Source organism: Dehalogenimonas sp. NIT-SK1 (assembly GCF_055384165.1).
Map to the genome: position 1 here is coordinate 1,113,210 of NZ_AP042352.1, position 25,962 is coordinate 1,139,171.

At 47.0% G+C, this 25,962-nt stretch carries 26 protein-coding genes and 1 other annotated feature; of the genes, 10 read left to right on the forward strand and 16 right to left on the reverse strand.

All coding sequences use genetic code 11. The features are described from left to right. Positions 1-2: 2 nt before the first annotated feature. Positions 3-1,430 (reverse strand): anthranilate synthase component I, encoded by a 1,428-nt coding sequence (trpE, locus tag ACZ48S_RS05800; protein WP_464211683.1) that lies wholly within the window; start codon positions 1,428-1,430, stop codon positions 3-5. Positions 1,431-1,467: 37 nt separating this feature from the next. Then, positions 1,468-1,754 (reverse strand) — a binding site (T-box leader). A 94-nt stretch (positions 1,755-1,848) separates the two neighbouring features. Next, entirely contained in the window at positions 1,849-2,055 is a 207-nt protein-coding gene (locus ACZ48S_RS05805; RefSeq protein WP_464211684.1) for a TOBE domain-containing protein, read from the reverse strand. Positions 2,056-2,180: 125 nt separating this feature from the next. Here ACZ48S_RS05805 and mutL point away from each other — a divergent pair, with 125 nt between their 5' ends. The 4 genes from mutL (at position 2,181) to ACZ48S_RS05825 (ending at position 7,093) form a co-directional block, all read left to right on the forward strand. Then, positions 2,181-3,869 carry a DNA mismatch repair endonuclease MutL gene (mutL, locus tag ACZ48S_RS05810; RefSeq protein ID WP_464211685.1) on the forward strand — a complete coding sequence of 563 codons (1,689 nt, stop codon included), beginning with the start codon at positions 2,181-2,183 and terminating at the stop codon, positions 3,867-3,869. A 93-nt stretch (positions 3,870-3,962) separates the two neighbouring features. Beyond that, the gene (gene budA, locus ACZ48S_RS05815; RefSeq protein ID WP_464211686.1) at positions 3,963-4,748 is read left to right on the forward strand and encodes an acetolactate decarboxylase; all 786 of its coding nucleotides are present in this window, start codon (positions 3,963-3,965) and stop codon (positions 4,746-4,748) included. A 566-nt stretch (positions 4,749-5,314) separates the two neighbouring features. Further along, entirely contained in the window at positions 5,315-6,511 is a 1,197-nt protein-coding gene (locus tag ACZ48S_RS05820; RefSeq protein ID WP_464211687.1) for an oxygen-binding di-iron domain-containing protein, read from the forward strand. A gap of 42 nt (positions 6,512-6,553) precedes the next feature. Continuing rightward, on the forward strand, positions 6,554-7,093 hold the full coding sequence (locus ACZ48S_RS05825) for a hydrolase (protein WP_464211688.1): 540 nt from the start codon (positions 6,554-6,556) through the stop codon (positions 7,091-7,093). 29 nt (positions 7,094-7,122) lie between these two features. Here ACZ48S_RS05825 and ACZ48S_RS05830 read toward each other — a convergent pair whose 3' ends face one another. The 4 genes from ACZ48S_RS05830 to ACZ48S_RS05845 form a co-directional block, all read right to left on the reverse strand. Continuing rightward, entirely contained in the window at positions 7,123-7,290 is a 168-nt protein-coding gene (locus tag ACZ48S_RS05830) for a hypothetical protein (protein WP_464211689.1), read from the reverse strand. Between the two features lie 162 nt (positions 7,291-7,452). Beyond that, complete coding sequence (locus ACZ48S_RS05835) at positions 7,453-8,793, reverse strand: glutamine synthetase family protein (RefSeq protein WP_464211690.1); 1,341 nt, start codon at positions 8,791-8,793, stop codon at positions 7,453-7,455. 248 nt (positions 8,794-9,041) lie between these two features. Next, positions 9,042-9,380, reverse strand: coding sequence for a P-II family nitrogen regulator (locus ACZ48S_RS05840; RefSeq protein ID WP_464211691.1), 339 nt, complete (start codon positions 9,378-9,380; stop codon positions 9,042-9,044). 1 nt (position 9,381) lies between these two features. Continuing rightward, complete coding sequence (locus ACZ48S_RS05845; RefSeq protein WP_464211692.1) at positions 9,382-10,590, reverse strand: ammonium transporter; 1,209 nt, start codon at positions 10,588-10,590, stop codon at positions 9,382-9,384. 246 nt (positions 10,591-10,836) lie between these two features. Between ACZ48S_RS05845 and efp the strand changes: the two genes are divergently transcribed. Both efp and ACZ48S_RS05855 read left to right on the forward strand, forming a co-directional pair. After that, on the forward strand, positions 10,837-11,397 hold the full coding sequence (gene efp / locus ACZ48S_RS05850; protein ID WP_464211693.1) for an elongation factor P: 561 nt from the start codon (positions 10,837-10,839) through the stop codon (positions 11,395-11,397). A gap of 6 nt (positions 11,398-11,403) precedes the next feature. After that, positions 11,404-12,303, forward strand: coding sequence for an amino acid--tRNA ligase-related protein (locus ACZ48S_RS05855; protein WP_464211694.1), 900 nt, complete (start codon positions 11,404-11,406; stop codon positions 12,301-12,303). A 2-nt stretch (positions 12,304-12,305) separates the two neighbouring features. Here ACZ48S_RS05855 and ACZ48S_RS05860 read toward each other — a convergent pair whose 3' ends face one another. The 5 genes from ACZ48S_RS05860 to ACZ48S_RS05880 all read right to left on the reverse strand — a co-directional run bounded on the left by ACZ48S_RS05860 (position 12,306) and on the right by ACZ48S_RS05880 (position 18,376). Next, positions 12,306-13,010 (reverse strand): carbon-nitrogen hydrolase family protein, encoded by a 705-nt coding sequence (locus tag ACZ48S_RS05860; protein ID WP_464211695.1) that lies wholly within the window; start codon positions 13,008-13,010, stop codon positions 12,306-12,308. A gap of 5 nt (positions 13,011-13,015) precedes the next feature. Then, positions 13,016-14,188, reverse strand: coding sequence for an NAD(P)H-dependent flavin oxidoreductase (locus ACZ48S_RS05865; RefSeq protein WP_464214572.1), 1,173 nt, complete (start codon positions 14,186-14,188; stop codon positions 13,016-13,018). Positions 14,189-14,291: 103 nt separating this feature from the next. Beyond that, on the reverse strand, positions 14,292-14,987 hold the full coding sequence (locus ACZ48S_RS05870) for a response regulator transcription factor (RefSeq protein WP_464211696.1): 696 nt from the start codon (positions 14,985-14,987) through the stop codon (positions 14,292-14,294). A 15-nt stretch (positions 14,988-15,002) separates the two neighbouring features. Continuing rightward, positions 15,003-16,928, reverse strand: coding sequence for a sensor histidine kinase (locus ACZ48S_RS05875; RefSeq protein ID WP_464211697.1), 1,926 nt, complete (start codon positions 16,926-16,928; stop codon positions 15,003-15,005). A 71-nt stretch (positions 16,929-16,999) separates the two neighbouring features. Then, complete coding sequence (locus ACZ48S_RS05880) at positions 17,000-18,376, reverse strand: dihydrolipoyl dehydrogenase (protein ID WP_464211698.1); 1,377 nt, start codon at positions 18,374-18,376, stop codon at positions 17,000-17,002. Between the two features lie 177 nt (positions 18,377-18,553). On the opposite strand from ACZ48S_RS05880, the gene gnd reads away from it, so the two are divergent. Then, on the forward strand, positions 18,554-19,465 hold the full coding sequence (gene gnd, locus ACZ48S_RS05885; protein WP_464211699.1) for a phosphogluconate dehydrogenase (NAD(+)-dependent, decarboxylating): 912 nt from the start codon (positions 18,554-18,556) through the stop codon (positions 19,463-19,465). A 19-nt stretch (positions 19,466-19,484) separates the two neighbouring features. Further along, positions 19,485-20,618 (forward strand): alcohol dehydrogenase catalytic domain-containing protein, encoded by a 1,134-nt coding sequence (locus tag ACZ48S_RS05890; RefSeq protein WP_464211700.1) that lies wholly within the window; start codon positions 19,485-19,487, stop codon positions 20,616-20,618. A gap of 72 nt (positions 20,619-20,690) precedes the next feature. Here ACZ48S_RS05890 and ACZ48S_RS05895 read toward each other — a convergent pair whose 3' ends face one another. The 3 genes from ACZ48S_RS05895 to lepB are packed head-to-tail and all read right to left on the reverse strand — an operon-like array spanning position 20,691 to position 22,313. Next, on the reverse strand, positions 20,691-21,158 hold the full coding sequence (locus ACZ48S_RS05895; protein WP_464211701.1) for a Holliday junction resolvase-like protein: 468 nt from the start codon (positions 21,156-21,158) through the stop codon (positions 20,691-20,693). After that, positions 21,158-21,727: an orotate phosphoribosyltransferase gene (pyrE, locus tag ACZ48S_RS05900; RefSeq protein WP_464211702.1), complete on the reverse strand. Its 570-nt coding sequence runs from the start codon at positions 21,725-21,727 to the stop codon at positions 21,158-21,160. Before pyrE ends, ACZ48S_RS05895 begins: the two co-directional genes overlap by 1 nt. After that, a complete protein-coding gene (gene lepB, locus ACZ48S_RS05905) occupies positions 21,720-22,313 on the reverse strand; it encodes a signal peptidase I (protein WP_464211703.1) in 594 nt (197 codons plus the stop codon). Before lepB ends, pyrE begins: the two co-directional genes overlap by 8 nt. A 181-nt stretch (positions 22,314-22,494) precedes the next feature. On the opposite strand from lepB, the gene ACZ48S_RS05910 reads away from it, so the two are divergent. Further along, a complete protein-coding gene (locus tag ACZ48S_RS05910) occupies positions 22,495-23,652 on the forward strand; it encodes a trypsin-like peptidase domain-containing protein (RefSeq protein WP_464211704.1) in 1,158 nt (385 codons plus the stop codon). Here the strand turns inward: ACZ48S_RS05910 and ACZ48S_RS05915 are convergent. Together ACZ48S_RS05915 and cfa are read right to left on the reverse strand one after the other, a co-directional pair. Next, a complete protein-coding gene (locus ACZ48S_RS05915; RefSeq protein ID WP_464211705.1) occupies positions 23,649-24,161 on the reverse strand; it encodes a GIY-YIG nuclease family protein in 513 nt (170 codons plus the stop codon). The two genes, ACZ48S_RS05910 and ACZ48S_RS05915, sit on opposite strands and share 4 nt — an antisense overlap. Next, positions 24,104-25,219 (reverse strand): cyclopropane fatty acyl phospholipid synthase, encoded by a 1,116-nt coding sequence (cfa, locus tag ACZ48S_RS05920; protein WP_464211706.1) that lies wholly within the window; start codon positions 25,217-25,219, stop codon positions 24,104-24,106. The genes ACZ48S_RS05915 and cfa overlap by 58 nt, the downstream gene beginning before the upstream one ends. Positions 25,220-25,400: 181 nt before the next feature. Here cfa and ACZ48S_RS05925 point away from each other — a divergent pair, with 181 nt between their 5' ends. After that, on the forward strand, positions 25,401-25,835 hold the full coding sequence (locus ACZ48S_RS05925; protein ID WP_464211707.1) for a hypothetical protein: 435 nt from the start codon (positions 25,401-25,403) through the stop codon (positions 25,833-25,835). Positions 25,836-25,962: the final 127 nt, after the last annotated feature.

Here is a 25,962-nt window from a genome sequence, read left to right on the forward strand (position 1 = left end):
CCCTATCCTTCAGCTTCAGCCTGGCTGACTGCCTTGAACAGTGCCTGGGCTTTATTCAGCGTTTCGTAATACTCCGCTTCCGGCTGGGAGTCATATACAATACCCGCCCCTGCCTGGACGTAAGCGTTTCCGTCCTTGGTCAGCATTGTGCGGATTGCGATTGCCATATCCATATTGCCGTTGTAGCTAAAGTAGCCCACCGCCCCGGCGTAAGGCCCGCGCTTTTCCGGCTCATGTTCCGCTATTATCTGCATCGCCCGCATCTTGGGCGCTCCAGAAACCGTTCCGGCCGGAAAGGTAGCCCGCAGCGCGTCGTAAGCCGTAAGATTTTTCTTTAATTTGCCTTTGACGTGGCTGACTAGGTGCATCACGTGGGAATAGCGCTCTACGTTCATCAGGTCGGAAACGTTCACTGTACCCGGCTCAGCAACCCGACCTATGTCGTTCCGTCCCAGGTCCACCAGCATTATATGTTCCGCACATTCCTTGGGGTCGGCTTTCAGTTCCGTCTCCAGCGCCAGGTCTTCTTCCAGTGTCTTCCCGCGCTTCCGAGTGCCCGCCAGCGGCCGAGTAACAACTTCACCGTCTTCCACCCGGACCAGTATCTCCGGTGAGGCGCCGATAATCTGGAATTTGCCGAAATCAAGGAAAAACATATACGGCGAGGGATTGATGCTTCGAAGGGAACGGTAAATATCAAACGGCGCAGCCGTGGTTGGCCGCGACAGTCTCTGCGACAATACCACCTGGATGGCTTCCCCGGCGGCAATATCCTCCTTGATGGCGGCCACACTGGCTTTAAAAGCGTCTTTGGTAACGGAAGAGGTGAATTCAGACGCAGATTGGCTCTTGCTTTTTGATTTTTGCGCCAGCGGTTCATTCAGCCGCCGGCACATTTCTTCAATATGGTCTGTGGCAGTTTGGTATGATTTTTCCAGGTCCCCTTCCAGCGGCATCAGGGAGATCACCTTGATCCGGTGGGTCACATGGTCAAACACCAGGAAAGTATCCGTCAGCATGAACATAGCTTCCGGCAGACCCAGGGAGTCAGCGGCCGGAGAGGGCAGCTTTTCAAAGCGCCCGGCAGCCTCGTAAGCAAGATAACCGACGGCGCCGCCGCTGAACCGCGGCAATTCCGGCTGCGGCGCAATATAGCGGTCTTTCAGTGCCAGTTCCACGGCTGCCAGCGGATCGTTTTCGGAAGCGGCATCGGCAATAATAACCCGGCTGGGTTCGGTGCCCAGGAAGCTGTAGCGCGCCATCCGCTGTCCGCCTTCAACACTTTCCAGCAGGAATGACGGACCGCCGCGTTGTATCTTCAGAAAAGCGGAAACCGGCGTTTCCAGGTCAGCCATCAGTTCCCGGCTGACCGCCGCCAGTTTACCCTTGCCTTGCAGTTTTTTAATTTCTTCCAGGGTTGGCTGGTACATTTTTCTCTCCCGCGACCAAATAAAAAAGCTCCCGCCCGCTAGGGGCGAGAGCTTTGTATCTCGCGGTGCCACCCTGGTTCGATCTACTAATTACGGCTCGATGCCTTGGTAATAAACCATCTCATTCGCAGGTACGGCTCGCACTCTGCGGTACGGCGATACCCTGGGCCAGCTAACGGCGCCCTTTCCGTCAGAGCCTACTCGCTTAACGCTTTCGGTCTGAAGCTCCCCAGTCCATTCGGCTCCTGCGCAACTACCGACTCACACCTTACCCGGCTCTCTGAAGTCCGCCGGAAGCGTACTCGTCTGGATCAAAGCTTTTTGAATTTTTAAGTTAATTAAAGGTACCGCAAACAGCGCGGCCTTGTCAAATCTGATTAGTTTCCAAACCTGTTGTATCGAACAGCATTGATGCACCTTAGAGGCCTTTAGCTACCATGACCTCGGTTGATTTGATGATAGCGGTAACAGTATCTCCAACCTTCAAATTCATGGATTCCGCTGAAGCGCGGGAAATCACACTTACAACCTCCAGACCGCCGGTTTCTACCACCACTTCGGCCATTACCGTTCCCAACTTCACATTCTTAACCGTACCCTTGAATTGATTCCTGGCGCTAATCATAACTTCCCCCTTATCGTTGTTATACAACGATTAATATATATTATACACCCGTTAATACTATCCATTGCTTGACTCGCAGATAATAATAACTGACAGCTGACACCTCTATCCTGTAAAATCAATCCATGCCGATTCATATACTCGATCCCCGCACCGTCTCTCGCATCGCCGCGGGTGAGGTCGTGGAGCGTCCGGCATCAGTGGTCAAGGAACTTATTGAAAACGCGCTGGATGCCGGGGCTGGAAATATTGATATTGAAATCAGGGACGGCGGCACCACCCTCATCCGCGTCAGTGATGACGGCTGTGGGATTGCTCCGGCCGATTTGCCGCTGGCACCGACCCGCCACGCCACTTCCAAGATAAGTTCTTTTGAAGACCTGAGCACCACACTCAGCCTGGGTTTCCGCGGGGAGGCCTTGGGCAGCATTGCTGCTGTTGCGGAGCTGGAAATTCAGACTGCCGTCCAGGGTGAGACCGCCGGTAATATACTCCTAAACCGAAATGGTCAGGCGTCCGTCAAGCCGATAGCTCGCAGCCGCGGCACTACCGTCAGTGTTTCACGCCTGTTTCAATCTGTGCCGGCTCGTCTGAAATTCCTGAAAACCAGTGCAACCGAAACAGGCCACGTTGTCAGCGTAATCAGTAACTACGCCCTGGCACGGCCTGATGTTCGCTTCAGCCTGGCGGTTGACGGACGCCGTGTTATCTCCACTCCCGGCAGTGACTTGCGGGCAGCGGCGGCGGAAATTATAAGCCGCCAGACAGCCGCCCGTATGATTGAAATCAGCGCTGCTGATGAGTCGTTTTCCGTTACCGGCTTGGCTGCCCCTCCGGATATCAGCCGCTCCAACCGAAACGGACTCTACTTTTTTGTCAACCACCGCTGGGTTAAAAGCCCTATGCTGTCCCGGGCGCTGGAAGAAGCCTATCATGGGTTGCTGACCGTCGGCCGGCATCCCGTCGCACTCATCAATCTTACGCTGCCGCCGGCTGAAGTGGATGTCAATATCCACCCGGCTAAAACTGAAATAAAATTCCGTCAGGACAACGTTGTTTTTAATTTCATACGTCGTTCGGTGCGGGCGGCATTACTAGGTGACTCACCCGTTCCGACTATCCGGGAATCAGCACCCGAATACCGCCCCTCTGATTCCCACCGGACGATAAAACCTTCGGTGGAAAATCTATTTCCGGAAAGCGCGTCAATAAAGTCTTCCGCCGATGAAACATCTTTGACCACCGCCAATGTGCTGCCGGCGCTTCGCCCTGTTGGTCAAGTAGCCGGATGCTATATCCTCGCTGAAGGGCCGGACGGCCTGTATATTATTGATCAGCACGCGGCGCATGAGCGTATCATGTATGAAAAAGCCCTGGTCTCCAGCCGAGGGCGCACTCCCGCGGTGCAGTCATTGTTGGAACCCCGCAGCATTGAACTTTCCCCCGCTGAAGCCGCAAATCTAGCTCGTGTTTCCGGTTTGCTGGAAGCATTCGGTTTTGCCGCCGAGGCTTTCGGCGGCCGTACCCTGCTGGTCAGGGCAATACCTGCGGTTTTGTCCGGTAGTGACTGGGCAACCGCCCTTCATGAATTCCTTAATTCACCGGAGTCCCGCAGCCGCGGTCATGAAAAATTGGCGGAACTCATTGCTTGTCATTCCGCCGTCCGCGCCGGCAAGACCCTTACCCCGGAGGAAATCAGGGCCTTGCTGACTGATTTGGAAAAAACCGAAACCCCCAATACCTGTCCCCACGGCCGTCCCACCCTTATGAAACTGGAAATTTCAGCGCTGGAACGCCATTTCAAGCGAACCTGATATTAATCGTTCTTCAGTCATATATATGCGCTTGTTATTTCCCAGTCCCGGCGCTAGAATCACTTCTCTACTGTAATGAGAAACGGGGTATTGATGAAACTCGGAAAAATTATCGTTGTTCTGGTTATTGTACTGGCCGGTTTCGGACTTTCATCCTGCGCTCCCGCACCCAAAAATGACGCCCTGACCCAGGTTTCCACAATAGACGCGTTGCTAAACGGCCTATACGACGGCATGATCTCCCTGGCTGATTTAAAAGCCCACGGCGATTTTGGCATCGGCACCTTTGAAGGCCTGGATGGCGAAATGATCTTTTATGACGGCGTTTTTTACCAGGTCAAAGCCGACGGTATCGCCTATATACCCGAAGACAGCCTCACCGCTCCCTTCGCCGTTGTTACTTTTTTTGATACGGATAAGGAAGTCCGGTTGGCAGACGGCACGGATTACGTGTCTTTGCTAACTTTTCTTGACGAAATCCTGCCTACCGATAACATCTTTTATGCTGTCGAGATTACCGGCACCTTTTCTTATGTTCAGACCCGCAGCGTTCCGGCACAGCACAAGCCATATCCACCGCTGACTGAAGTTACAGAGGGTCAGACTGTATTTGAATTCACCGATGTCGAAGGTACCATAGTGGGATTTTTTAGCCCGCCTTACGCGGACGGTATCAATGTCCCCGGCTACCACCTCCACTTCCTGACCGACGATAAACAATCCGGCGGCCACATACTAGACCTGGAAATATCGCGGGCAACCGCTTCAACTGATTATATTTCCGAATTCCATCTAATCCTGCCCGACGATGAAAGTGATTTTTATGACCTGGATTTAACGCCGGACCTGTCCGGTGAACTGGACAAGGCAGAGAATTAGGTACCTTAATAAGAGTTACTGCCATTGCTCAAATGTTATAAATTCCATAATTGTAAAAGTAGCATCTGGTGTCGATACTGCTTCTTTTTAGCAAGACCATGAATCATTCTGAAAAGAAAAAATATAGTTTCCGAAAAATCCCGGCTTAAGTATTGGCCGGTTATATTGTTCCTTCAAACACTTGCATAAAAATGTAACTTTTGCCTCTTGAGCAAACCCAAATATTATGTTATCATTTGTTCGTTATATTAACTATGTTTTTACAAGATTAAATGAACGACTATTTGTTTTTACCAGCAACGATTAGTCTAAACCCCTTGTTTTAATCGTGAAAAATAGAGTCGTTTCTTTCGTTTCAGGGGTGAAAAACTAATAATAGTACAGTCACTCAAAGCCCTGCCCGATAACCGGCCACAGATTTTAATCATAAAAATACGCCCGCTTCCTTCAGCCGGAAAATCGGGAATACCCCTGCCGAAAATCTTATTCGATACACATTTTATCCCCAATTTGGTTGCGTCAGACATTCTGGGCTAAAATAACAACATGCAAATGAGGGGGAAATCATGATTAAAGAAATTGCCAAAAATGTGTATTGGGTTGGGGCCGTTGACTGGTCATTGCGCAGTTTTCACGGGCATGAACTTTCAACCCACCGCGGGTCAAGCTATAACGCTTATCTGATCGTTGATGAAAAAGTCGCCCTTATTGACACGGTGTGGCAGCCATTTCGTAAAACCCTGCTGGAACACATCGGGGAAATCATTGACCCGTCCAAGATTGATTATATGGTAGCCGCCCACGCCGAAACTGATCACTCAGGGTCTCTGTCGGCGATAATGGAACGCTGCCCGCAGGCTGAAGTTATTGTTTCCCAGCGAGGCCTGGACAGTATCCCGGGACATCACCACCAGGACTGGAACTTCAAAGCGGTAAAAACCGGGGACAAAATCAGTTTGGGCAAAAAAAGCCTGACTTTCATTGAAGCCCCGATGTTGCACTGGCCGGATAACCTTTTTTCTTATCTTGACCAGGAAGCAATACTGTTTTCCAGCGACGCCTTCGGACAGCATTATGCCGCCTCAGGGCATTTTAATGATGAGGTTGACAACACCGAACTGTACCAGGAAGCCATCAAATACTATGCCAATATCCTGACTCCTTTCAGCCCCATGGTTACTCGGAAAATAGATGAAGTCCTGTCGCTCAATTTGCCCTTGAAGATGATTGCCCCGAGTCATGGAATTATCTGGCGTGATAATCCCGAACAGATAGTTGAGAAATATCAGGAATGGGCAGCCCAGAAACCAGAGCCCCGGGCGGTCATTATCTATGACACCATGTGGCTTTCCACCCGGCACATGGCCGAAGCTGTCGGCGAAGGTTTGACAGAAGCCGGCGTTGACTACAAAATCTTCAATTCGGCTACCGCCGATCGCAACGACATCATCACCGAGGTCTTTCAAGCCAAAGCGGTAATACTGGGATCACCGACTTTTAACCAGGGCGTCCTGCCCACACTGGCACCGGTACTTACCGACCTGAAAGGCCTTAAATTCAAAAACAAGATCGGCGGCGCTTTCGGCAGCTATGGCTGGAGCGGCGAAGCCGCCGGAATTTTGGAGGAGCACCTTAAATCATGCGGCATTACCCCAGCAGCAGGCGGAGTTAAGGCAAAGTGGAGACCTAAACCGGATGACCTTGCATCATGCCGCCAATTCGGCCGGAGTATCGGTCAGGCCTGTCTGAACAGCGGTGACTGATCTGCCGAAATATATGACCACTATGAGATAAGGTGAAATGCCATGCTGAAAACTGACAACACTCTGCTCCTGGTAATCGATGTCCAGGAAAAACTCTTCCGGGTAATGCCGGATAAAGAAGCCTTAGCCGCTAGTATAACCAAGCTTATTCGGGGCTGTCGATTGCTGGAAGTGCCGGTAATAGTAACCGAGCAAAATCCTGCCGGCATCGGCCCAACCATCAGTGACCTGGACGCTGACCTAAGCCAGTCTACCCGGCTCATTAAATACGCTTTCAGCTGCTGCGCCGAAGAAGAGTTCCTGCAAAGCCTGGAAAGAACCGGCCGCAAGCAAATAATAATCTGCGGTATTGAAAGCCATATTTGTGTATATCAGACCGCCATGGACCTGCTCAAGCGTGGTTATGAGGTATATGTTGTCAGTGACGGTGTCTCTTCGCGCACGGCGGAAAACCGCAGTCTGGCATTGCGGCGCCTGGAAAGGGAAGGGGTGAAACTCACCGGTGTAGAAATGACCCTGTTTGAGCTGTTACGCACGTCCAAATCGGAGCAATTCAAAGCGGTCAGCAGCCTGATAAAATAGCGCTTAAATTCCGTATTCCGCCGGCGATGTCAGCTTTGTTTTTTCTTCTTAAGCGCATCTCCGGCAATAGTGCGTTGGCCGTCCGACTCTTTTTCAGCGGTGAAAGGAGAATAGCCTTTAGTAATATGACGCCCGTCTTCAGTGATAATAAGCCCGGTGCCGCAGCGGGAACAGCACTGGTGACGCGGAAATCTCAATCCCCAGCCGGTGCACTCATATCCACATTTAGGGCACTTTCCCTCAAGCATAGTACTATATTACTACTGCACATGCTTAATGTGAAGACTTTTTTTGAGATTGGTGCCTGAACAAAGAAAAGGGCACCGATTGGTGCCCTTTTCTCCCTGCTTTAACAAGTTTTATAGGATTGACAGGTAACGGTCTCGTTCCCAGTCAGTGACATAGGCACGGAATTTGTTCCATTCAATCTTCTTGTTTTCGATGAAAGCATCAAAAACATGGTCGCCCAGGGCTTTGCGCACCAGGTCGCTCTTCTCCAGAATACTGACCGCTTCCTCCAGGCTGGAGGGCAGAGTATCGATGCCGCGTTTTGTCCTTTCTTCGAGGGACATTTCGTACACATTCTCTTCAACCGGAGCCGGTACTTCATATTTATTCTCAATACCCTCGAGGCCGGCGGCCAGCATCACGGCAAATGCCAGGTAAGGATTACAAGCGGGATCCGGAGAACGCAGCTCAATGCGGGTGGAATTCTCCCGGCCGACCCTATATTCAGGAACCCTGACCAGGTCGGAGCGGTTGCGGCGCGCCCAGGAAAGATAAATCGGCGCTTCATATCCCGGTACCAGTCGCTTGTAGGAATTTACCCACTGGTTGGTAACCGCGCAGAATTCGGGAGCGTGCTTGAGAATACCGGCGATATAATGGCGGGCGGTATCGGACAAGTGATAAGGGTCCGAGGCGTCGAAGAAAGCATTGCGCTCGCCCTTGAACAGAGACTGATGCACATGCATACCCGATCCGTTGACTCCGAATACCGGCTTAGGCATGAAAGTAGCGTAGATACCGTTTTTCAGCGCGATTTCTTTAACCACCAGTCGGTAGGTCATTACATTATCGGCCATCGTCAGGGCATCGGTATAGCGCACGTCAATTTCATGCTGTGAGGGAGCTACCTCGTGATGAGAATACTCTACCGGAATGCCGACATCTTCTAACGTCAGCACTGTCTCTCGTCGCCAGTCGCTGGCAACATCACGGGGCGTCAGGTCGAAATAACCACCATGGTCCTGAAATTCAGTAGTTTTCTCGTCCTTGAAATAGAAATACTCCAATTCCGGACCGACGTAGAAAGTGTAGCCGAGGTCACTGGCTCGCTTGAGCATCCTTTTCAGTACATAGCGGGGATCACCGTCAAATTGTTCACCGCCCGGCTTTTTTATGTCGCAAAACATTCTGCCGACGTTTTCATCTCCGTTTTTGCGCCACGGCAGAGTAGTAAAGGTATCAGGATCAGGCAATGCCATCATATCGCTTTCATCAATCCGGGCATAACCTTCAATTGAGGAACCATCAAAACCCATACCCTCATTCAAGGCACCTTCAAGTTCATTGATAGTAATGGCAAAACTTTTCAGATGACCCAGGATGTCAGTGAACCATAATCTGATAAATTTTACTTTCTCGTCATGGGCTCTTTTTAGTACATATTCAATTGCTTCAGAACGCGTTTTAGTCATATTCTCCTCCGAATTATTATGGTTTCATTCTACACTATAAATATTTCCAAATTATTACAGAAACATGATTTGTCTATATTTTTTGGCATGCTGCCGGCCATTACAAGCGGCCGGCTCGGGTTTAGAAAACGTTTTCGTAACATAAGATGCTACTATTATGCTTTAAGATTGCCGTTAAAAGGTCGTTCAATCCAAGTCAGCGGGAAGCCCCGGCTATTTCTGGGCTTCCCGCTGACTTAAACTTTTCCCTAGATTACAGACTCCCCTGTCTCTCCGGTCCGGATGCGGTAGACCGCGTCAACCGGCATGACAAATATCTTGCCGTCACCGATTTTACCGGTCTTGGCAGCTTTCAGAATCGCTTCCACCGCAACTTCACAGTCATCGTCATGGCAGATCATTTCCAGTTTCAACTTGGGTAAAAAATCCACCCGGTATTCACCGACGCGCCATTGCAATGGAATTCCTTTTTGCTGCCCCCGGCCGGAAACTTCAGTAACTGTCATTCCGATAAGTCCTTTTTCCTCCAGGGCTTTTTTAACTGCGTCCAACCGTTCTTCACGAATAATGGCTTCTATCTTTTTCATCTTACTTTATTCCTCCATAAGCACGTTCACCATGCTGGGACAAGTCCAGACCGACGATTTCCTCGGTTTCCTTAACCCGGAGTCCCATGGTCTTATCCAGGATTTTCCCTATTATCAATGTTCCGATAAAAGCGTAGGCCATTGTGGCGGCTACGGCTATGGCCTGAATACCTAACTGTTCCCAGTTTCCGGCTAAAGCCCCGTCTACGCCACCAACCGCGGCCGTGGCGAAAATACCTGTTGCCAAAGCACCCCAGATACCGCCGACACCATGCACCGACATCACATCCAGGGAGTCATCAAATCCCTTGCGTACCTTGAAACTCATCGCCCAATAACAGACAGCCGCAGCGACCGCACCTATAGCCATTGCGGCCATAGGACCTACAAAACCGGCTGCCGGAGTTATGGCCACCAGGCCGGCCACGGCACCGGTCACCGCGCCCAACAGAGTTGGCCTGCGGCTTCGCCATGACAGAAGTATCCAGGTAAAGGCGGCCGCTGCCGCCGCGGTATTGGTGGTAACAAAGGCATTAGCTGCCGCTCCGTCAGCCGCCAATGCACTCCCGCCGTTGAAGCCGAACCAACCGAACCACAGCAAAGCCGCACCCAGCATTACCAGTGGGATGTTGTTCGGTTCCATGGGCTCTTTGCCCAACCCTTTTCGGGCACCCAGCAAAACTACCAGAGCCGCTGCGGAAACACCAGCGTTAATATGAACTACCGTTCCCCCCGCGAAATCCAAGGCACCGAGTTCTCCTATCCAGCCGCCTCCCCAGACCCAGTGAGCTACCGGACCGTAAATAAGGGCAAGCCATACCGCGGCAAAAACCAGTAGCGTACTGAATTTTATCCGTTCTACTACCGCACCGGTAATAAGCGCTACGGTAATTATGGCAAACATCCCCTGGAACATCATAAATAGTAGATGCGGGATGGTTGACCCTTCAGTCGGGTCCATACCAACATTGCCAAGACCGAAAAACTCCAGACTGCCGACAAAACTGCCGATACTGGAGCCGAAGCCCAGTGTGTAACCAAAAACCACCCATAAAATTGAAACCAGAGCCAGCACGGCAAAACTCATCATCAGAGTAGAAATGAGATTCTTCTTCCGCACCATGCCGCCATAGAACAACGCTACGCCGGGCGTCATAAGCATCACCATGGCGGTTGAAACCAGGATCCAGGCCGTATCACCTGAGTTCACTTGCGCACCTCCTTAATATTGATACTGCCAGTTTATCAAGGTGTTATTACCTGGTAATTACATCTGTATTACAATTTGGTTAACGGGATATTTCCAACATATTTCACCGGGCTTCACTTATAAAAAAACCCCACGGTAAATCACTGGATGTTCATCTTTAATTTGCGCCGCCCGGTTCAAGTGCCTATAATGATATCTCCCAATGGCTTATCCAGGGACTAATTTAATTTAAGGAAGATATCTGATTTGGAAATATCTGAAGTAAGCAAGAATAACAAATTGCTGGTTGACGGTGTGCCTTACGCAGTTGAAAGCGTTAATTTCGTCAAACCCGGAAAAGGCCGTGCCATCTACCGGATGAAGCTCAGGAATTTACTTACCGGAACTCTTTCGGAACCCACTTATCACTCCGGTGATAAATTTGATGAAGCGAGCATCAGCGTCAGAGATATGCAGTATCTATACGAAGAACACGGTCATTACCATTTCATGGATACTGAAAGCTTTGAACAATATATTATGGAAGAAGCTAATGTTTCCGATAAAAAGTTTTATCTCAAAGACAGTATTGGAGTGCAGTTGATGATGTGGGAAGATAAGCCCATTGACCTTATTTTACCCAAGGCAGTAGAACTGGCTGTCGTAGAAACTGAAGAAGCCATGAAAGGCGCTACGGTTACCGCCCAGCAAAAAACCGCCAGAATGGAAACTGGATTGGAAATGGGAGTTCCTCCCTTCATAAAAGAAGGTGATATTATCAGGGTAAATACCGGAACCGGCACCTACGTCGAACGTGTCGGAGGATAGTAATTATTGGACCTGGACAGATTAGTCGGTAAAAAGCCTAATCTAAGATGCCGCGCTGACATCACACTGCTCATCAGACAGTTTTTCCGCAAAACCGGCTGTTTAGAAATAGACACTCCTCAACTATCAGCCTATCCCCTGCCGGAAGCCTTCATCAATCTGATATCAACCGAGCGCGGTTGGCTCCTGCCGTCACCGGAAGTATACATGAAACCGCTGTTAGCGGCTGGCTTCGGAGACATTTTTCAAATCTGTCGTGCTTTTCGCAAAGAAGAGAGCGGCACACAGCATCTCGAAGAGTTCACCATGCTTGAATACTACAGAGTAGGTAAAAACTACCTGGAATTAGTTGATGAAACTGAAAAACTGATCTGCCATATCGCTTCATCGTTGCATGATTCATTGATTCTCAACTACCAGGGTGAAAGGATTGACCTGTCATCACCATGGATGCGGTTAACCGTCAGTGAAGCTTTCTCCGAATTATGCGGATGGGACCCCTTGAACACCAGTGACCCTGAAAGATTTGACTTGGAACTGGCTACCAGAATTGCTGATATAAGCAGAAAGCGGCCTCTAGTAATCTATGATTTCCCGGCCAAGATGGCTTCGTTATCCCGCCTGAAAAAGGATGACAATCGGGCAGCGGAGAGAGCGGAAATCTTCATTGGTGGCCTGGAACTGGCCAATATTTTCAGTGAATTAACCGATCAGGCCGAACAACGCTGCCGTTTTACCCAGGAAATCCAGACTGCTGGCTCCAATGAACGCAAAATAGAAATGCCGGAAGATTTCCTTAGTATTTTAAACAAGCTACCGGAAACTGCCGGAGGAGCATTGGGAATCGACAGATTGGTAATGCTGTTCTGCGATACGGTCAACATTAGGGATGTAAACGCTTTTTAACTTTAAGCCTCTACAACCGCCAATATTTCTCCTGATTCCGGGCCTTCCCAGATGGTACCACTGGGAGTAGTCACCGCACTTCGACTAGCCAATATCTTGCCGTTAAAAACTCCCATCCGGGTAACTTTTATCACGGTGGTGTCATGCTTTTTGGCGATAGCTTCGCATAGCGGGTGTCCGCTGAACGACGGATGATTGGGGTCGGTTAATGATACCGGCAATAAAACATATTTTGAACCAGATGCTACTGCATCCACTATTTCCCAGGAAATACAGTCAGCACAGATTAAAAGACCTATTTTCCCGTAAGGAGTATCAAAAGTGACCGTATCCTTTCCTGTACAGATATTCAGATCAACTTCTTCTTGAGTTATTTTTATTTTCCGATATCGCGTTATTAACTCTCCGTTTTTCCAAACATAACACGTGTTGTAATAGCATCCCTGGTCCTGTTCTACGATGCTACCCCCGACTAAATAACCTTTGAATTTAAGGCTGGCTTTTTGCAGCATCTCATACGCTGGACGCCCGGTTTCTTCATAACAACTCTTCAGGGTATATGTTTTCCGATAATCGCCTCCGGGAATGGCAAAAAATTCCGGTAGTATAAATATCTCAGCTTCCGTATTTACTATGGCATCATAAGCTTTTGCGATATTAGCTTCGGCATTGCCGGTATCGGCGATTTGATATATGGCGGTTTTCATAGTGGTTAGGCTGCGCCCTGTCCGAGAGATTGGGGGCGCATTAAATTGTTGAGATACCGGGTCATCTGCTCCAGCAAAGCTTGACCGGCGGCGGATTTGTATTCTTTTACCAGAGACTCCATCAGTTTCTTTACAGGTACAATCTCTTGTACCCGGTGCACATTTGCCCCACAGAAGGCGAACCCCCCGTTCAGACGTCCTTTCTGCGCGTTTAGTAAAGCGATAAAAATGCAATAGGGGCTTGTCTGGTAATCACATGTCTTAACACAATGCTGCGGACATTTAAAAGGCTTCTTTTTACCGGCGCTGACACTTTCGATATATGAATTGTTCAAGGCTCTGCCCGGCAGGCCCACCGGGCTTTTAATGATTACCGCATCCCCTTCTTTTGACTCCACGTATGCTTGCTTAAACTTGGGAGAAGCGTCACACTCCTCAGTAGCCACAAAGCGGGTGGCCATTTGCACACCGGACGCCCCCAGTCTCAGCATCTTAAAAATATCCCCACCTGAGTACACCCCTCCAGCGGCTATTACCGGGATTGGCTTACCTGCTTTTTCAGCGAATGGCTGAACTGCTTCAATAACATCAGGAACCAGTCTTTCCAGCTGGTTTTCCGGAGATTCCAATTCGTCTGCTTTAAATCCCAGATGTCCACCGGCTTTGGGGCCTTCAACCACAAAACCGTCTGGCGTGTAATCAAAATCTTCCTGCCATTTCTTACACAGAATCTTAGCAGCCCTTCCGGATGAGACTATAGGTACTAATTTTGTATGCCTGTTCTCACCCAGCAGTTCCGGCATCCTTAGAGGCAAGCCCGCGCCTGCGAATATAATATCTATTTTTTCTTCGATCGCTGTCTTAACCAATTCGGCAAAATCGGTCAAAGCCACCATAATGTTTACTCCCAACACCCCAGCCGTCAACGCGCGGGCTCGTCGAATCTCGTTTCGCAGCCCTCGGATATTGGCGGCAAAAAAATTCTTATTGAAATCAGGTTCAAAAAGCCCTACTCCGGGAGCCGCAATTACCCCAATCCCCCCAGCATTGGCTACGGCTGAAGCCAGTCCGGAAAGAGAAATGCCTACAGCCATCCCGCCTTGTACAATAGGTAGACGCGCCCGATGATTCCCAATACACAATGGGGGCGGTTTATGATACTTGGTTAATTCTTCTATTTCAGCTATCACTGAATGTCCGGTCTTATTTTCCAATACAATCTCCTAGAACCGACGCTATATTGAAGGTTATAGTATTTATCCTTAAAGCGTCAAGTCAATACTAGGAATTCTCAGACTGAGCAATATAGTACCCCAGGCCGGGTTTACTCATTATAGATACCGGGTTCAACTTGTTTTCATTTAATTTTTGCCTCAATCTACCAATGTACACACGTAAAGCATTGATTGACCCGGGATAATCTTCTCCCCAGATAACTTCCGCTAATGTTTTATGGTCAACAATTCGGCCTTTATTTCGCATCAATTGAGCTAAAATCAAACCTTCTGTGCGCGTCAACTCGATATTATCCTCTCCGTTGTTACTGAATAATAGATTCTTACCCGTATCCAACCTTAATGGACCAAAATGGAGCATCACCGGACCGCTGGAAACACTCTGGCGACGAAGTAAAGTTCTAATTCTAGCCAACAGCTCCATTTGACGGAAAGGCTTGACCACATAATCATCGGCTCCCCATTCCAATCCTTTAACAATATCCTGTTCATCCCCTCGTGCGGTAAGCACCACAATAAGTACTTGAGAAATTTTTCGTATTTCTCTCAAAACGTCAAAGCCGTCTCTGTCCGGTAGCCCAAGATCAAGAACGACTATATCCGGGGATTCATTCTGGGTCAGTGCCATTCCTTCTTCTCCAAAACGCGCAATAATCAATTCAGCTTCGGGCATATTCATATTAAAAGCTAATTCCAGGTAGTCAATGATAGTTCTGTCATCTTCAATGATGAGAATCTTCATACTGTTCTCCTTTTATTAATTACCCTGCCTTTTTATCGGGACCTTGACTATAAAAGTACTTCCGGAATTTACTCCACTATTCACCTCAATAGTTCCCCCGTGAAGTTCAATCAACTGACGGCTGAGAGCCAATCCCAAGCCTAATCCGCCGTGCCTCATATCTTTGCGGCTGAGACGTCTATACGGCAAGAAAATATCTTCCTGTTCCCCTTCAGGAATACCTATACCGTTATCTTTGACCTTGATCACCAGGTATCCTTCCTCAGTTTTGGCTGAAAGTTCAATGCGGCCATTGCGTTTAGTGAATTTAAAAGCATTATTAAGCAAATTAAGCAAGACTTGCCCGAGACGGCTCGAATCTGCCCACACTCGACCTAAATCATCCGGCAAAGCAACAACAAATTCCTGCTGATTAGCCTCAGCCTCCGGTAGCGCGTAATCTGCCATATCACGCAATAATCGGACGGCGTCAATATTAGAACAGTTCAATTCCAAAAGGCCTATTTGGCCTTTCTCCAGGTCAAATAATTGACTCACGGTTTGGTTTAATTTTTCCGCTCCCATACGGACACTTCGAGCCATCCTCTGCCATGGCTCTTCGGTTAACCCGTTTACCAGTGCTTCGCTAGAGCCTAACAATGGAGTAAGCGGCGTTTTTAAATCATGCACTAAGGCATGAGTAAACATTTTGCGTTGTTCTATCTGTTCAGTTAATTCAGCGTTCACTTTGGCAAGGTCCGCCGTCCGTTCTTCAACCAGCTTTTCCAGTTGTGTCTGATGGAGTAAAAGTTCCTGTTCCATCATTTTGCGCTCAGTAACATCAGTTGCGATAATACCCAGCCCTTCCCCGACTTTAAAGATCTTGACCTCCAGGTATTGTTCACCATACTTATCATTCATATTTGAGGTCGAATAGCTGACTGAGCCGCCATGTGTTAATACATCCTGGTATTTATCGGCATGTTCGGCAAAACCCAGCCGCCCGCCTAATTCAAACAGGTGCTTACCTAATACTTGTTCGCTTGTAACATGAAGAAAATCTAATGCCGCCGGGTTTATTTCCACTAGTTTTAATTCGGAATCATACAAGAGGAAAGAATCAGAAGCGGAAGAAATAAATGCAGAAAGCCTTTGCTGTGATTCCTTAAGAGCGTCCTCAGCTTTTTTACGCCTACTAACATCCCAGGCAAAAACAAAATTATATTCTTTTTCCTGATATTTAACATAGCTGCCGCTTATTTCAACCGGAAATTTACGGCCGTTGTTGGCTTTGAAAACAGATTCCAAAACATTATTCTGAACTTTTTTAAAATGTTCCCACATCATCGGCCAAAGACTCGGGGGGAAATTGACGTCCACATCATGGATGGTCATATTTAACAGTTCATTTATTGAATATCCAAGTTGCTGTGCTGCTCCCTCGTTGGCGTAAACGATCTTACCGGAATTATCCACCCAAAAAATTAAACCGCTGGATTTATCCATGAAAAAACGACTTACAAAAAGAGCTTCCGTCGTCTGCTTCCTCCGGGTAATATCACGTACAAACACCGCAACACGGTTGCGACCGCCAATGGTCACCTTCCGGCTGATAATCTCGACTGGAACCTTAGTTTCATCAGGACGAACCAGCTCTGCTTCCTGTTCATCTTCAGAAAAGCTCAGCCGTCCCTTAGATTCCCCGGACAGCGTCAATTGGGGTATAATCTGTCCCAGATTAGTCGGCAGAACTGATGTTGAACCAATACCGGCTAAACTAGCCAATGACGCATTGACTGCCAGTATTTTCCCGTTCGCTTCTTCAACCAAAGATACACCCCAGGGCATGACCTGGAATAACTGATGAATTTCAACAGCAGAACTATCAGCCGAAAAAGGTGCTTTACCCTTTGGCAAAGCACCAATGGCATCATGATGGACGTTTGCCTTTTTCCCTTTCATCAACAGGGATTATAAACGATAACGTTGCGCTTGTGAATATTTTTTTAATTCAAATGGACTGATTAATTTAATTAACCATCGTTCTTTTCTGCATTAAAAAGGGCTCGTTGCACCAGTTCCGATAAAGCTGGATGTATATGAAGCCCTTTAGCGATGGCATCAAATCCACTCCCATCAGTCATGGCGTTTATTATTTCCTGAATGAGCACTGAAGCCCAGGGACCAACAATATGTGCTCCCAGTATACGATCAGTTTCCTGTTCCAGAATGATTTTCGCGAAACCTTCCCGGTCGACCATGGCTATCCCCAGGGCTGTATCACTGTAATTGGCTTTACCTACTTTTATATTAAAACTTTTTGCCGCATCTGCCTCTGAAAGTCCTACAGAGGCAATCTGAGGATGGGTAAAAACCGCATGGGGGGCAGCCTTATAATCCATCTTGTTTCGCTGACCGTGAATACCGTTACTTCCAGCCACCGCGGCTTCTGCATGAGCTGTGTGAGTAAAAAGTTCACGTCCATTAATGTCCCCGACTGCAAATATTCCTTTTATATTAGTTTCAAGATATTCATCAACCTCAATAAAACCACGGGCATCGGTGTTTATCCCAGTCTTTTCAACCTTGAGAAGGTCTGCGTTTGAACGCCTGCCGGTCGCCAGTAATAGCTTCTCCGCTGTAATTTCCCGTTTTTCTCCGGTAGATCGGTCGCTACAGACCACCACTATTCCACCGTCTGAAGCGGTCTTGACCTCCTGGGCTTCCACCCCTGTCATTACCGTCATCCGGTTTTTCAACGCTTTTTCAACTACTGAAGATATCTCGGGTTCTTCTCCCGATAACAACCTGTTTTCCATTTCCAGCACTGTTACTCGAGTTCCCATAGCCTCAAAAAAATGAGCGAACTCAACACCAATATAACTGCCACCTACTATTATCAGACTTCGAGGCGCTTTCTCCAGTTGCAGTAGTGTCTCATTATTCAGGTGCTCAACACTGTCCAACCCCTTGATTGGAGGTATAAAAGGTCTCGTTCCGGCGGCAATATATATTTGCTTAGCCCGAAGTGTCTGATCTCCTACTTTCAAAGTATAACTGTCAATGAATTCCCCGGTGTCTTCATAATAATCAATGTCATTGGAATTCTTGAGAGATTTTCGAATATTTTCAGAATCGGTATCTACTTCATCATGCATCCGTTGCATTATAGCCTGGAAATCAATATCAATGACTTCAGCCTTTACTCCCAGTTTTTCCGCCTCCCGAATTTCCATTATCCGGTCAGCGGGGAAGATCAGCATCTTGGATGGAATACAACCCACATTTAAGCAAGTACCTCCCGCCGGACCACGGTCAATGAGGGCTGTTTTCAACCCATGTTCCGCCGCTGTTTCCAAAATATCCAAGCCGGCGCCCGACCCTATAACAATGACATCGTATTCTTTCATTTAGCCCTCCAAAACCTGTTTTACTCATTGTATCATCTGTTTGAAAAAACGGATAAAGACAGCTTTGTTTTATAATTCACTTGCAGCAATTTTAATAAATTTATTGTGTAAATCCCAGCATCGGCTTTATACTGGGATATCAATGTCCGCATAGTTACTATATATTTGGAGTGTGCAATGAAAATAGGCATGATAGGTTTGGGTAAAATGGGAGGCAACATCACCAGTCGTCTGCTCAAAGCTGGCCATGAAGTTGTTGCTTTTGACCCTGATACGTCAGCGGCTGCTACAGCCGGTAAAAAAGGCGCCCAAGTTGCCTCATCACTGGAAGAAATGGCATCCTGTCTTACTCCGCCAAGAGCTATATGGGTCATGGTCCCATCAGGCGTACCCACTGAAAAAACCATTGCTTCGCTGGCGGATATTCTTAGTTCAGGTGATTTGATCATCGATGGCGGCAATTCTAATTACAAAGATAGTATGCGTCGGGCCGCCTCTCTTGACGCCAAAGGCATTACAATGCTGGATATAGGCACCAGCGGAGGAGTTTGGGGCCTTGATGAAGGGTACTGCCTGATGGTTGGCGGTAAAAAAACCGCTTTTGATGCGCTTGTACCAATTTTTCAAACCCTGACACCCACTCCGGAACATGGATACGCCCTCGTCGGACCATCCGGGGCGGGCCATTTTGTTAAGATGGTTCATAATGGCATTGAATATGGATTGATGCAGGCTTATGCAGAAGGCTTTGAATTAATGAAAGCGAAAGAGGGCTTCGATCTAGACATGAGTCAGGTAGCTGAGTTATGGCGCTATGGCAGTGTCGTTCGTTCTTGGCTGCTGGATCTGGCGGCAAAATCCCTTAAAAAAGATCCGGATCTGGAAAATCTAGCCGCCTGGGTTGCTGATTCAGGAGAAGGTCGATGGACTGTTGTTGAAGGTGTGGAGTTGGGTATTCCGCTGCCAGTAATAACTATGGCACTTCAAGCTCGCTTCCGCTCCCGCCAACAGCAACCTTTTTCCGCAAAATTTTTAGCGGCGTTGCGCCAGCAATTCGGCGGACACGCGGTTAAAAAATTAAATGATTAACACATTGAACGGAGGCCGCATGTTAGGCATAGGTATGAATCGCGGGATAAAAGACATATCTGAACTGCAATTATCATATCCCGTCATCAACTCTGATGATGACGTATTGATCAAAGTAAAAGAAGTAGGCCTTGACGGCACTGATTTTGGTATTCTCCAAAAGGGTGAGCCGGATTTTGCTCCGGGGCAGGATAAAATGGTATTGGGTCACGAAATGACCGGAGTAGTTGAACAAATCGGCCCATCGGTAAAGTCACTTAAAGTTGGTGACTTAGTCGCAGTTACTGTTCGGCGTGGCTGTGGCATCTGTCATCCCTGCTTGGAAAACCAAAGTGATATGTGCATGACCGGGCTGTTTACTGAACGCGGCATTCATAAATTGGACGGCTTTCTTACCGAAATAGTAGTGGATAAAGAGCAGTATGTCATCAAAGTACCTTCAAATTGTTCCGATATGTCCGTGCTCACCGAACCTCTTTCTATTGTAGAAAAAGGTATCCAGCAAATACGGCTTATCCAGAGCCGAATGCCCTGGAGCTGTTCTCATCCTGAACATAGTTTCGATTCATCTCAATGGGGCGGATGTAAGATTGCCATGGTTATCGGTGCCGGCTCCTTGGGCTTGATGGCTACTGCTTTATTAAGGCTAGCCGGGGCGACTGTCATAACTACTGACATCGTGGCAGAAAACCATCCTAAAGCTCTCATGGCTCAATATTTGGAAGCTCATTATATTAACGTAAAAGGTCTAAGTGCTAAGCAAATTATGGAACATGAAACTGTTAAGGGTGAGAGGCTGGATATTATTTTTGAAGCATCGGGCGCTACCGGGGTGGCCTTGGATATGGTTAATTATATGTCACGCAGCAGTATATATGTTATGACCGGTATTCCCAGGGAAGAGTCAATAGTATATGTCGACGCGGCCGCTATTCTTAGACAGATGGTGCGCTTTAATCAAGTAGTAGTCGGCAGTGTTAATTCTAACCGAAAGCATTTTGAATCCGTCATGAAGACAATACCGGCACTTAAAGCTAGATATCCGGAATTCAGAAACCGTATCATAACTGACCGGTATGATTTCAATAGCTATAAAGAAGCATTCATGAAAAAGTCACCTGACAGTATCAAATCCGTCATTCAGATGAGTTAAATACGCCGGCAATTGTCTGGGTATCTTCTGGAATAGACCCTTTTAACATCCTGATACAAGCAGAGGAACTGCTTATATTAAATCTTCCTCTTCTTCGGTATTACACCGTCTTTCTATAAGTTCCCAGCGTACCATACCATCCTCGATAAGTTGACGTATCCTTCTTTGAGCTGGAGTCAGTTGAACGTTTTGCCCGCTTTTGATTTCCATTATGACAATTTCCCGCGGATCACCGGATGAAAGGCCTGGGAACACCACCAGGTCTATCGGACTACCGATAAAACGGGCTTCAGTCGGGTCGTATCTAAATTCAGGTAAATACGGCGCCATCTGCTCGGTAAAACGGCCACCCAACACCGCCCGGCTCTGAATAATTGCCTGTCTTGAAGCGTTGGCGATTTCATTTTGCCAAAATTCTTGTTCCAGGGCCTGCCACTGTCGGTAACGGGCTTCAAAGCGAGTTTTAATGAGGTAATAATTTACGGTTATAATCAAAAAAGCAGCAACAACTGCAATAATTAGAATTATCGCAGTGTCCATCAGCTGCTCCCAGGCTTGGTTAATGGCTCGCCTGACTGACACAGAGGGCACTTATCCGGTTGGTAGGTTTGAGTAACAGACCGCAGACAGGAAAATAACGGTGCACCGAAATCAAGGCCAGAATCCGAACGGTCCACCAGTACACCAATCCCCGCGATAATACCGTTTTTTAATCTAACCGCATCAATGACCTCCCTGATACTTTTACCGGTAGTAAGCACGTCATCTACAATCAGTATCCTGCTTCCCGCCGCAATCTTAAAACGCCGCCTGAATTCCCGTTTCCCGGGACTAGTCTTTTCGGCAAAAGCGGCCGGTAGTCCCATTTGTCGGGCTACTTCAAAAGCAAGGATAATCCCACCGGTTGTCGGCCCAACAATCAGGTCGATTTTTGCATCCTTAAATTTTTCAGCTATCATACCGCATAAAGGCACCGCCGCCTTTGGGTTTTCAATAATACGGAATTTTTCCCAATAAACAGGTGAATGGAGTCCCGATGTCAGCTGAAAATGCCCCGTAAGAACGGCACCGGAATTCTTGAATACTAGTTCAATCACCTCTTTATCCATATACTGCATCCCGTCTTAAAAATATTATTGGCAACAAATAAACCGCTTCAAACTTCAAATCCTCGAAATCATGGTTCGGGGCACCGCCAATGTTACCCAGTGGCCAGTAAACAACCCATGCTTTACCGCGTATATCATCTTTTTTAATTGTCCAGCCTTCAGATGAATCCAAACTGACCGGGCGATTATCCCCTCTAACATAATATTCACCTTCTGGGACAGTGATTGCCCCAATGGTTCGATTATCGCGATTAACGATATAAGGTTCCTCCAGTTTTTCTCCATTGATATAAATGTATCCATTAACCACTTCAATAGTTTCACCTGGCATTCCAATAATGCGCTTAATGAATTCCCGACCGTCTCCATAAGGTGAAGGAAACACAATAATATCACCACGCTGCGGCTCCCCGAAAGTATAGGCAACTTTTGCGACAAGGAGTCTGTCGGCGTCCATCAGGTTAGGCTCCATACTGGTTCCATCAACAATAGAATTCTGCATGGTAAAGTTGAAAACAAGGAGTATTATCAGTGCCCCAGCCAGGACATAAGCCATTTCTATAATAAGGTTTTTTATCGTGTTCAAAATCCCCCCAGAAGATGACCTATTATAACAGCAGCTGGTTTTCCATCAAAGAAATTAACTACTCATCGTATCTATTAAAAAACCATTAATATTCTATTGACACAATAATATACCGGCCATAGAATATGTGAGTAAGCCATTTCACACACCAAAGACTGATTTCCCTTTTGGAGGTATCGTCATGAGTACCGGATTTAAAAATTTTGTTATCATCGCTCTAGTGGTATTGCTGGGAATCAGTGGTTTCAGTAGCTTTACAGCATTTCAAGGCAATACAGAACTCGAAGACGCAAAAGAAGAAATATCCAGTCTCTCAACCGATTTGTCTCAAGCGCGTAATACCATCAGTGGTTTACAGGGACAGTTAGAAGGCCTCAACAATGAGGTCAGTACCCTCCAGCAACAAACCAGTCAATTGCTGGAAAATGCCACAGCTATACAGGATGCTGCGGCTAAAGTGCTGCCATCACTAGTGTATATTGAAACTCAATCCGGTTCCGGTTCCGGTGTTATCATGGATAAAGATGGTTATATCCTCACCAATAAGCACGTTGTTGAAGGCGCCAGCCAAGCTACGGTAATAACCCAGGATCGCCGCATTTATGAAGTAGTAAATATATGGACAGACACTCTCATGGATCTGGCGGTAATTGAGATAGAGGCGGAAAACCTCACCGCGGCTGAATTCGGTGATACTTCAGATTTAGCAAATGGTGATACAATAGTTGCTCTGGGCAACCCTCTTGGCTACTCACCAGCCGACTACGGCAGTACCGTTACCGCAGGCATCGTCAGTAACCTGCTAAGTTACTGGTATATGAGTGCAGATTACTGGTATTCTGACCTTATTCAATTTGATGTGTTTATTACCAATGGGAATAGCGGAGGGCCTTTGATAAACCTTGATGGTGAAGTTATTGGTATCAACAGTCTAGGTGAAGAACCAGGGATCAATTACGCCATTAATACTGCTACTGCCGAGCGGGTTTATAACAATCTGGTGGATTCTCATCAGAGCTCCCATCCGTATTTGGGTATTGATATTTGGGATTATGAGCAACCCATATCGGGTAATTCCTCAGCAACCCAATTGCTGGGAGCTGAGATTTGGGAAGTTATCTCCGGCTCCCCGGCGGATGAGGCCGGGCTAAAGGTCGATGATGTTATCACCAAGGCCAACGGTCATACCATCGGTTTGTCGATTGACTTTATCCGCTTGCTCTGGCGTTTGGAAGTCGGAGAAACCCTGACCCTGACTGTTGAACGAAATGGCACTGAGATGGAATTTACCATCACGCTTACCCAGAGGCCTGCGGATACCGAGCCCTATTTCTTCTAATTTATGCCGAATTCTGATTGGATGAATGGCTGCAGTCCAGCAGCCTCAAGTACTTGTGTTGCTTTTTCAAACAAGGTATCAAAGTCAGCACAATAAAATAGATGTGATTTGCAGCCACAATCGCTGCAGCCAAATCCAGTTGGTCCGCTGAATTTGGATAATTTTAGTGCGATTTGGCACTCAACCTTATTATTCGTTTGAGCAGAAAGTACAGTCTTTATCTCTGTTTCTTCCAGCAAGTAGTCAATATGCCAGTGCTTGCGTTTTTCTTTGGCAAGGTGACGGTTAATCCTTGCTTTAAGCCCGCCCATGGCGGAACCGACATAAGCGTAATAGCCGGGGTCAAGCTTGAACTTCCGGGACCGAGTCTTGATAGCCGCACTTTTATGCAGCCTCAATAACAGAATATATACGCCTTTTTGCTGCATTAATTTATATTCATTTAATTCAATTAGCGTATCGAGGTATAACCTCCGGTTACACCTTTTTTGGAAAAAACTATTTGCCACAATTGATTTTTCCTGGCTCTGAAAGAGCCGGCACAAGAAAGCAGATAATAAACCCACATGCGGTAAAATCGTTCACCATAATGATTTTTTAATTTATGCCAGTTGTTTCTAAAATTATGATACCAGGCCATTAAGGTTCTATCATAATCAGCTCCGAAATTGTGAATGTCTTCCACCACGAACAATCCTTCAGCGGCACTGGTTAGCTGAGGCAGTGATGGAAGCATCGAGTTGGGGAATATATATTTTTGTATCCAGGGTTCACCGCCTTTACCGGACTGGTTTGTACCAATCGTCTGCAATAAAAAAAGACCGTTTTCTTTTAACACACGGTGTACTGCCTTCATAAACGTCCGGTAGTTTTGAAAACCAACATGCTCAATCATACCTAGAGAAACCACATGGTCGTAGGTGCCACAAACTTCACGATAGTCCTTGAGCCAGGTGTGAGCCGGTAGACCACAGCACATTTCCTCAGCTAAAGACTGCTGCTCTTCGGATACTGTGATTCCGTCCGGTTCAGTACCAAATCTTTCAGCGGCATATTTGATAAAACACCCCCAGCCTGAACCGATATCCAATATTTTTTCTCCGGATTTCAAACCGAGTTTGCGGCACACCATGTCCAACTTGGATTCTTGCGCCTCATCCAAGTTTGCAGCATCTTTCCAGTAACCACAGGTGTAAGTCAGACGCTTGTCGAGCATGCACTGGTAAAGGTCATTACCAATATCGTAATGGCGGTGCCCTATTTCAAAGGCTTTGGACTTACGCCCTGGATTAAGCAAATTTTCCCATGCGCCGGTTATAATGGTTGACCAGCTTTTTTGAGCTTTCTTGTCAATATTCTTTGATAAAAGAAAGTAGAAAAACTGGTCAAGGCATCTGCAATCCCACCAGCCATCCATATATGATTCACCCAACCCGAGTGAACCTTCCGTTATAATTCTTGTGTAAAACCTCTCATCATGAATTTGCGGGTCCCAATCATTTTTCCCGTTTAGGGTAATACCAGCTTCAGCTGCTAATTGTTGGATAACCTCTTTTGCCTTTTTCATATCGAATTCCTCCAAACATCGCGCGCATTAGTTTTCGGGAATTGGATGAATTTCCAATATTTAACATTCAAATTATAACATCACACGCAATTCTTCAATTATGTATTTATCGCGCTAATTTTAAAGACCATGTTTACAGCGGTGGTATGAATATTGGTATAATCAGTTCTGGAGGTACCGCATGACCGAAAAACACAGGGATTCAGAGTGGATTGAAGGATTCAATCGACTGCTCAATAATATTCTTACACATGTAAAAGAAGTCCATGATGCTATAAAAAGTGAGGATGAACTAGCCACGACAGAAGCTCTCAAAAACGCTCAATGCAACACCCCCGGCATTCTGGATGAACTGAAGTCTTTGCCTTCACCAAAAGATAAAAAGCTTAAAGATTCCCATAAAAAGCTCAAAAACGCGGTTAAGGTATTTCTCGATGGCTGTAAGTACGGTGTCGAATACCTTGAAAAGCCTACACCCTGGAATCGAAGTGTATGGTGGATCACCGCTGAAATAGCTGAAAACAAAATTGAAGAAGCTAACGCGCTTTTCTGTTACTGCTGCCCCGATAAGACGGAAGACAAAGACTCATCGGAAACTCTAGAAAAAGAATCATAACACGGGCTTAATAGCTATTTTCCCCCACCGACTTTGAAGCATTGGAAACTAAAAAATAATAGCATTTATCAGCCTGTTTTATATTGGTATTAACAGCCACACTGAACTAAACACAAACACGTCAGTA

Coding starts and splice junctions, on each gene's coding strand:
- ACZ48S_RS05910 (WP_464211704.1), top strand. CDS start 22,495: ATGAGTACCGGATTTAAAAATTTTGTTATCATCGCTCTAGTGGTATTG.
- ACZ48S_RS05870 (WP_464211696.1), bottom strand. CDS start 14,987: ATGAAGATTCTCATCATTGAAGATGACAGAACTATCATTGACTACCTG.
- trpE (WP_464211683.1), bottom strand. CDS start 1,430: ATGTACCAGCCAACCCTGGAAGAAATTAAAAAACTGCAAGGCAAGGGT.
- ACZ48S_RS05820 (WP_464211687.1), top strand. CDS start 5,315: ATGATTAAAGAAATTGCCAAAAATGTGTATTGGGTTGGGGCCGTTGAC.
- gnd (WP_464211699.1), top strand. CDS start 18,554: ATGAAAATAGGCATGATAGGTTTGGGTAAAATGGGAGGCAACATCACC.
- cfa (WP_464211706.1), bottom strand. CDS start 25,219: ATGAAAAAGGCAAAAGAGGTTATCCAACAATTAGCAGCTGAAGCTGGT.
- ACZ48S_RS05840 (WP_464211691.1), bottom strand. CDS start 9,380: ATGAAAAAGATAGAAGCCATTATTCGTGAAGAACGGTTGGACGCAGTT.
- pyrE (WP_464211702.1), bottom strand. CDS start 21,727: ATGGATAAAGAGGTGATTGAACTAGTATTCAAGAATTCCGGTGCCGTT.
- ACZ48S_RS05880 (WP_464211698.1), bottom strand. CDS start 18,376: ATGAAAGAATACGATGTCATTGTTATAGGGTCGGGCGCCGGCTTGGAT.
- ACZ48S_RS05875 (WP_464211697.1), bottom strand. CDS start 16,928: ATGAAAGGGAAAAAGGCAAACGTCCATCATGATGCCATTGGTGCTTTG.
- mutL (WP_464211685.1), top strand. CDS start 2,181: ATGCCGATTCATATACTCGATCCCCGCACCGTCTCTCGCATCGCCGCG.
- budA (WP_464211686.1), top strand. CDS start 3,963: ATGAAACTCGGAAAAATTATCGTTGTTCTGGTTATTGTACTGGCCGGT.
- ACZ48S_RS05805 (WP_464211684.1), bottom strand. CDS start 2,055: ATGATTAGCGCCAGGAATCAATTCAAGGGTACGGTTAAGAATGTGAAG.
- ACZ48S_RS05895 (WP_464211701.1), bottom strand. CDS start 21,158: ATGGACACTGCGATAATTCTAATTATTGCAGTTGTTGCTGCTTTTTTG.
- ACZ48S_RS05925 (WP_464211707.1), top strand. CDS start 25,401: ATGACCGAAAAACACAGGGATTCAGAGTGGATTGAAGGATTCAATCGA.
- ACZ48S_RS05890 (WP_464211700.1), top strand. CDS start 19,485: ATGTTAGGCATAGGTATGAATCGCGGGATAAAAGACATATCTGAACTG.
- ACZ48S_RS05835 (WP_464211690.1), bottom strand. CDS start 8,793: ATGACTAAAACGCGTTCTGAAGCAATTGAATATGTACTAAAAAGAGCC.
- ACZ48S_RS05860 (WP_464211695.1), bottom strand. CDS start 13,010: ATGAAAACCGCCATATATCAAATCGCCGATACCGGCAATGCCGAAGCT.
- ACZ48S_RS05825 (WP_464211688.1), top strand. CDS start 6,554: ATGCTGAAAACTGACAACACTCTGCTCCTGGTAATCGATGTCCAGGAA.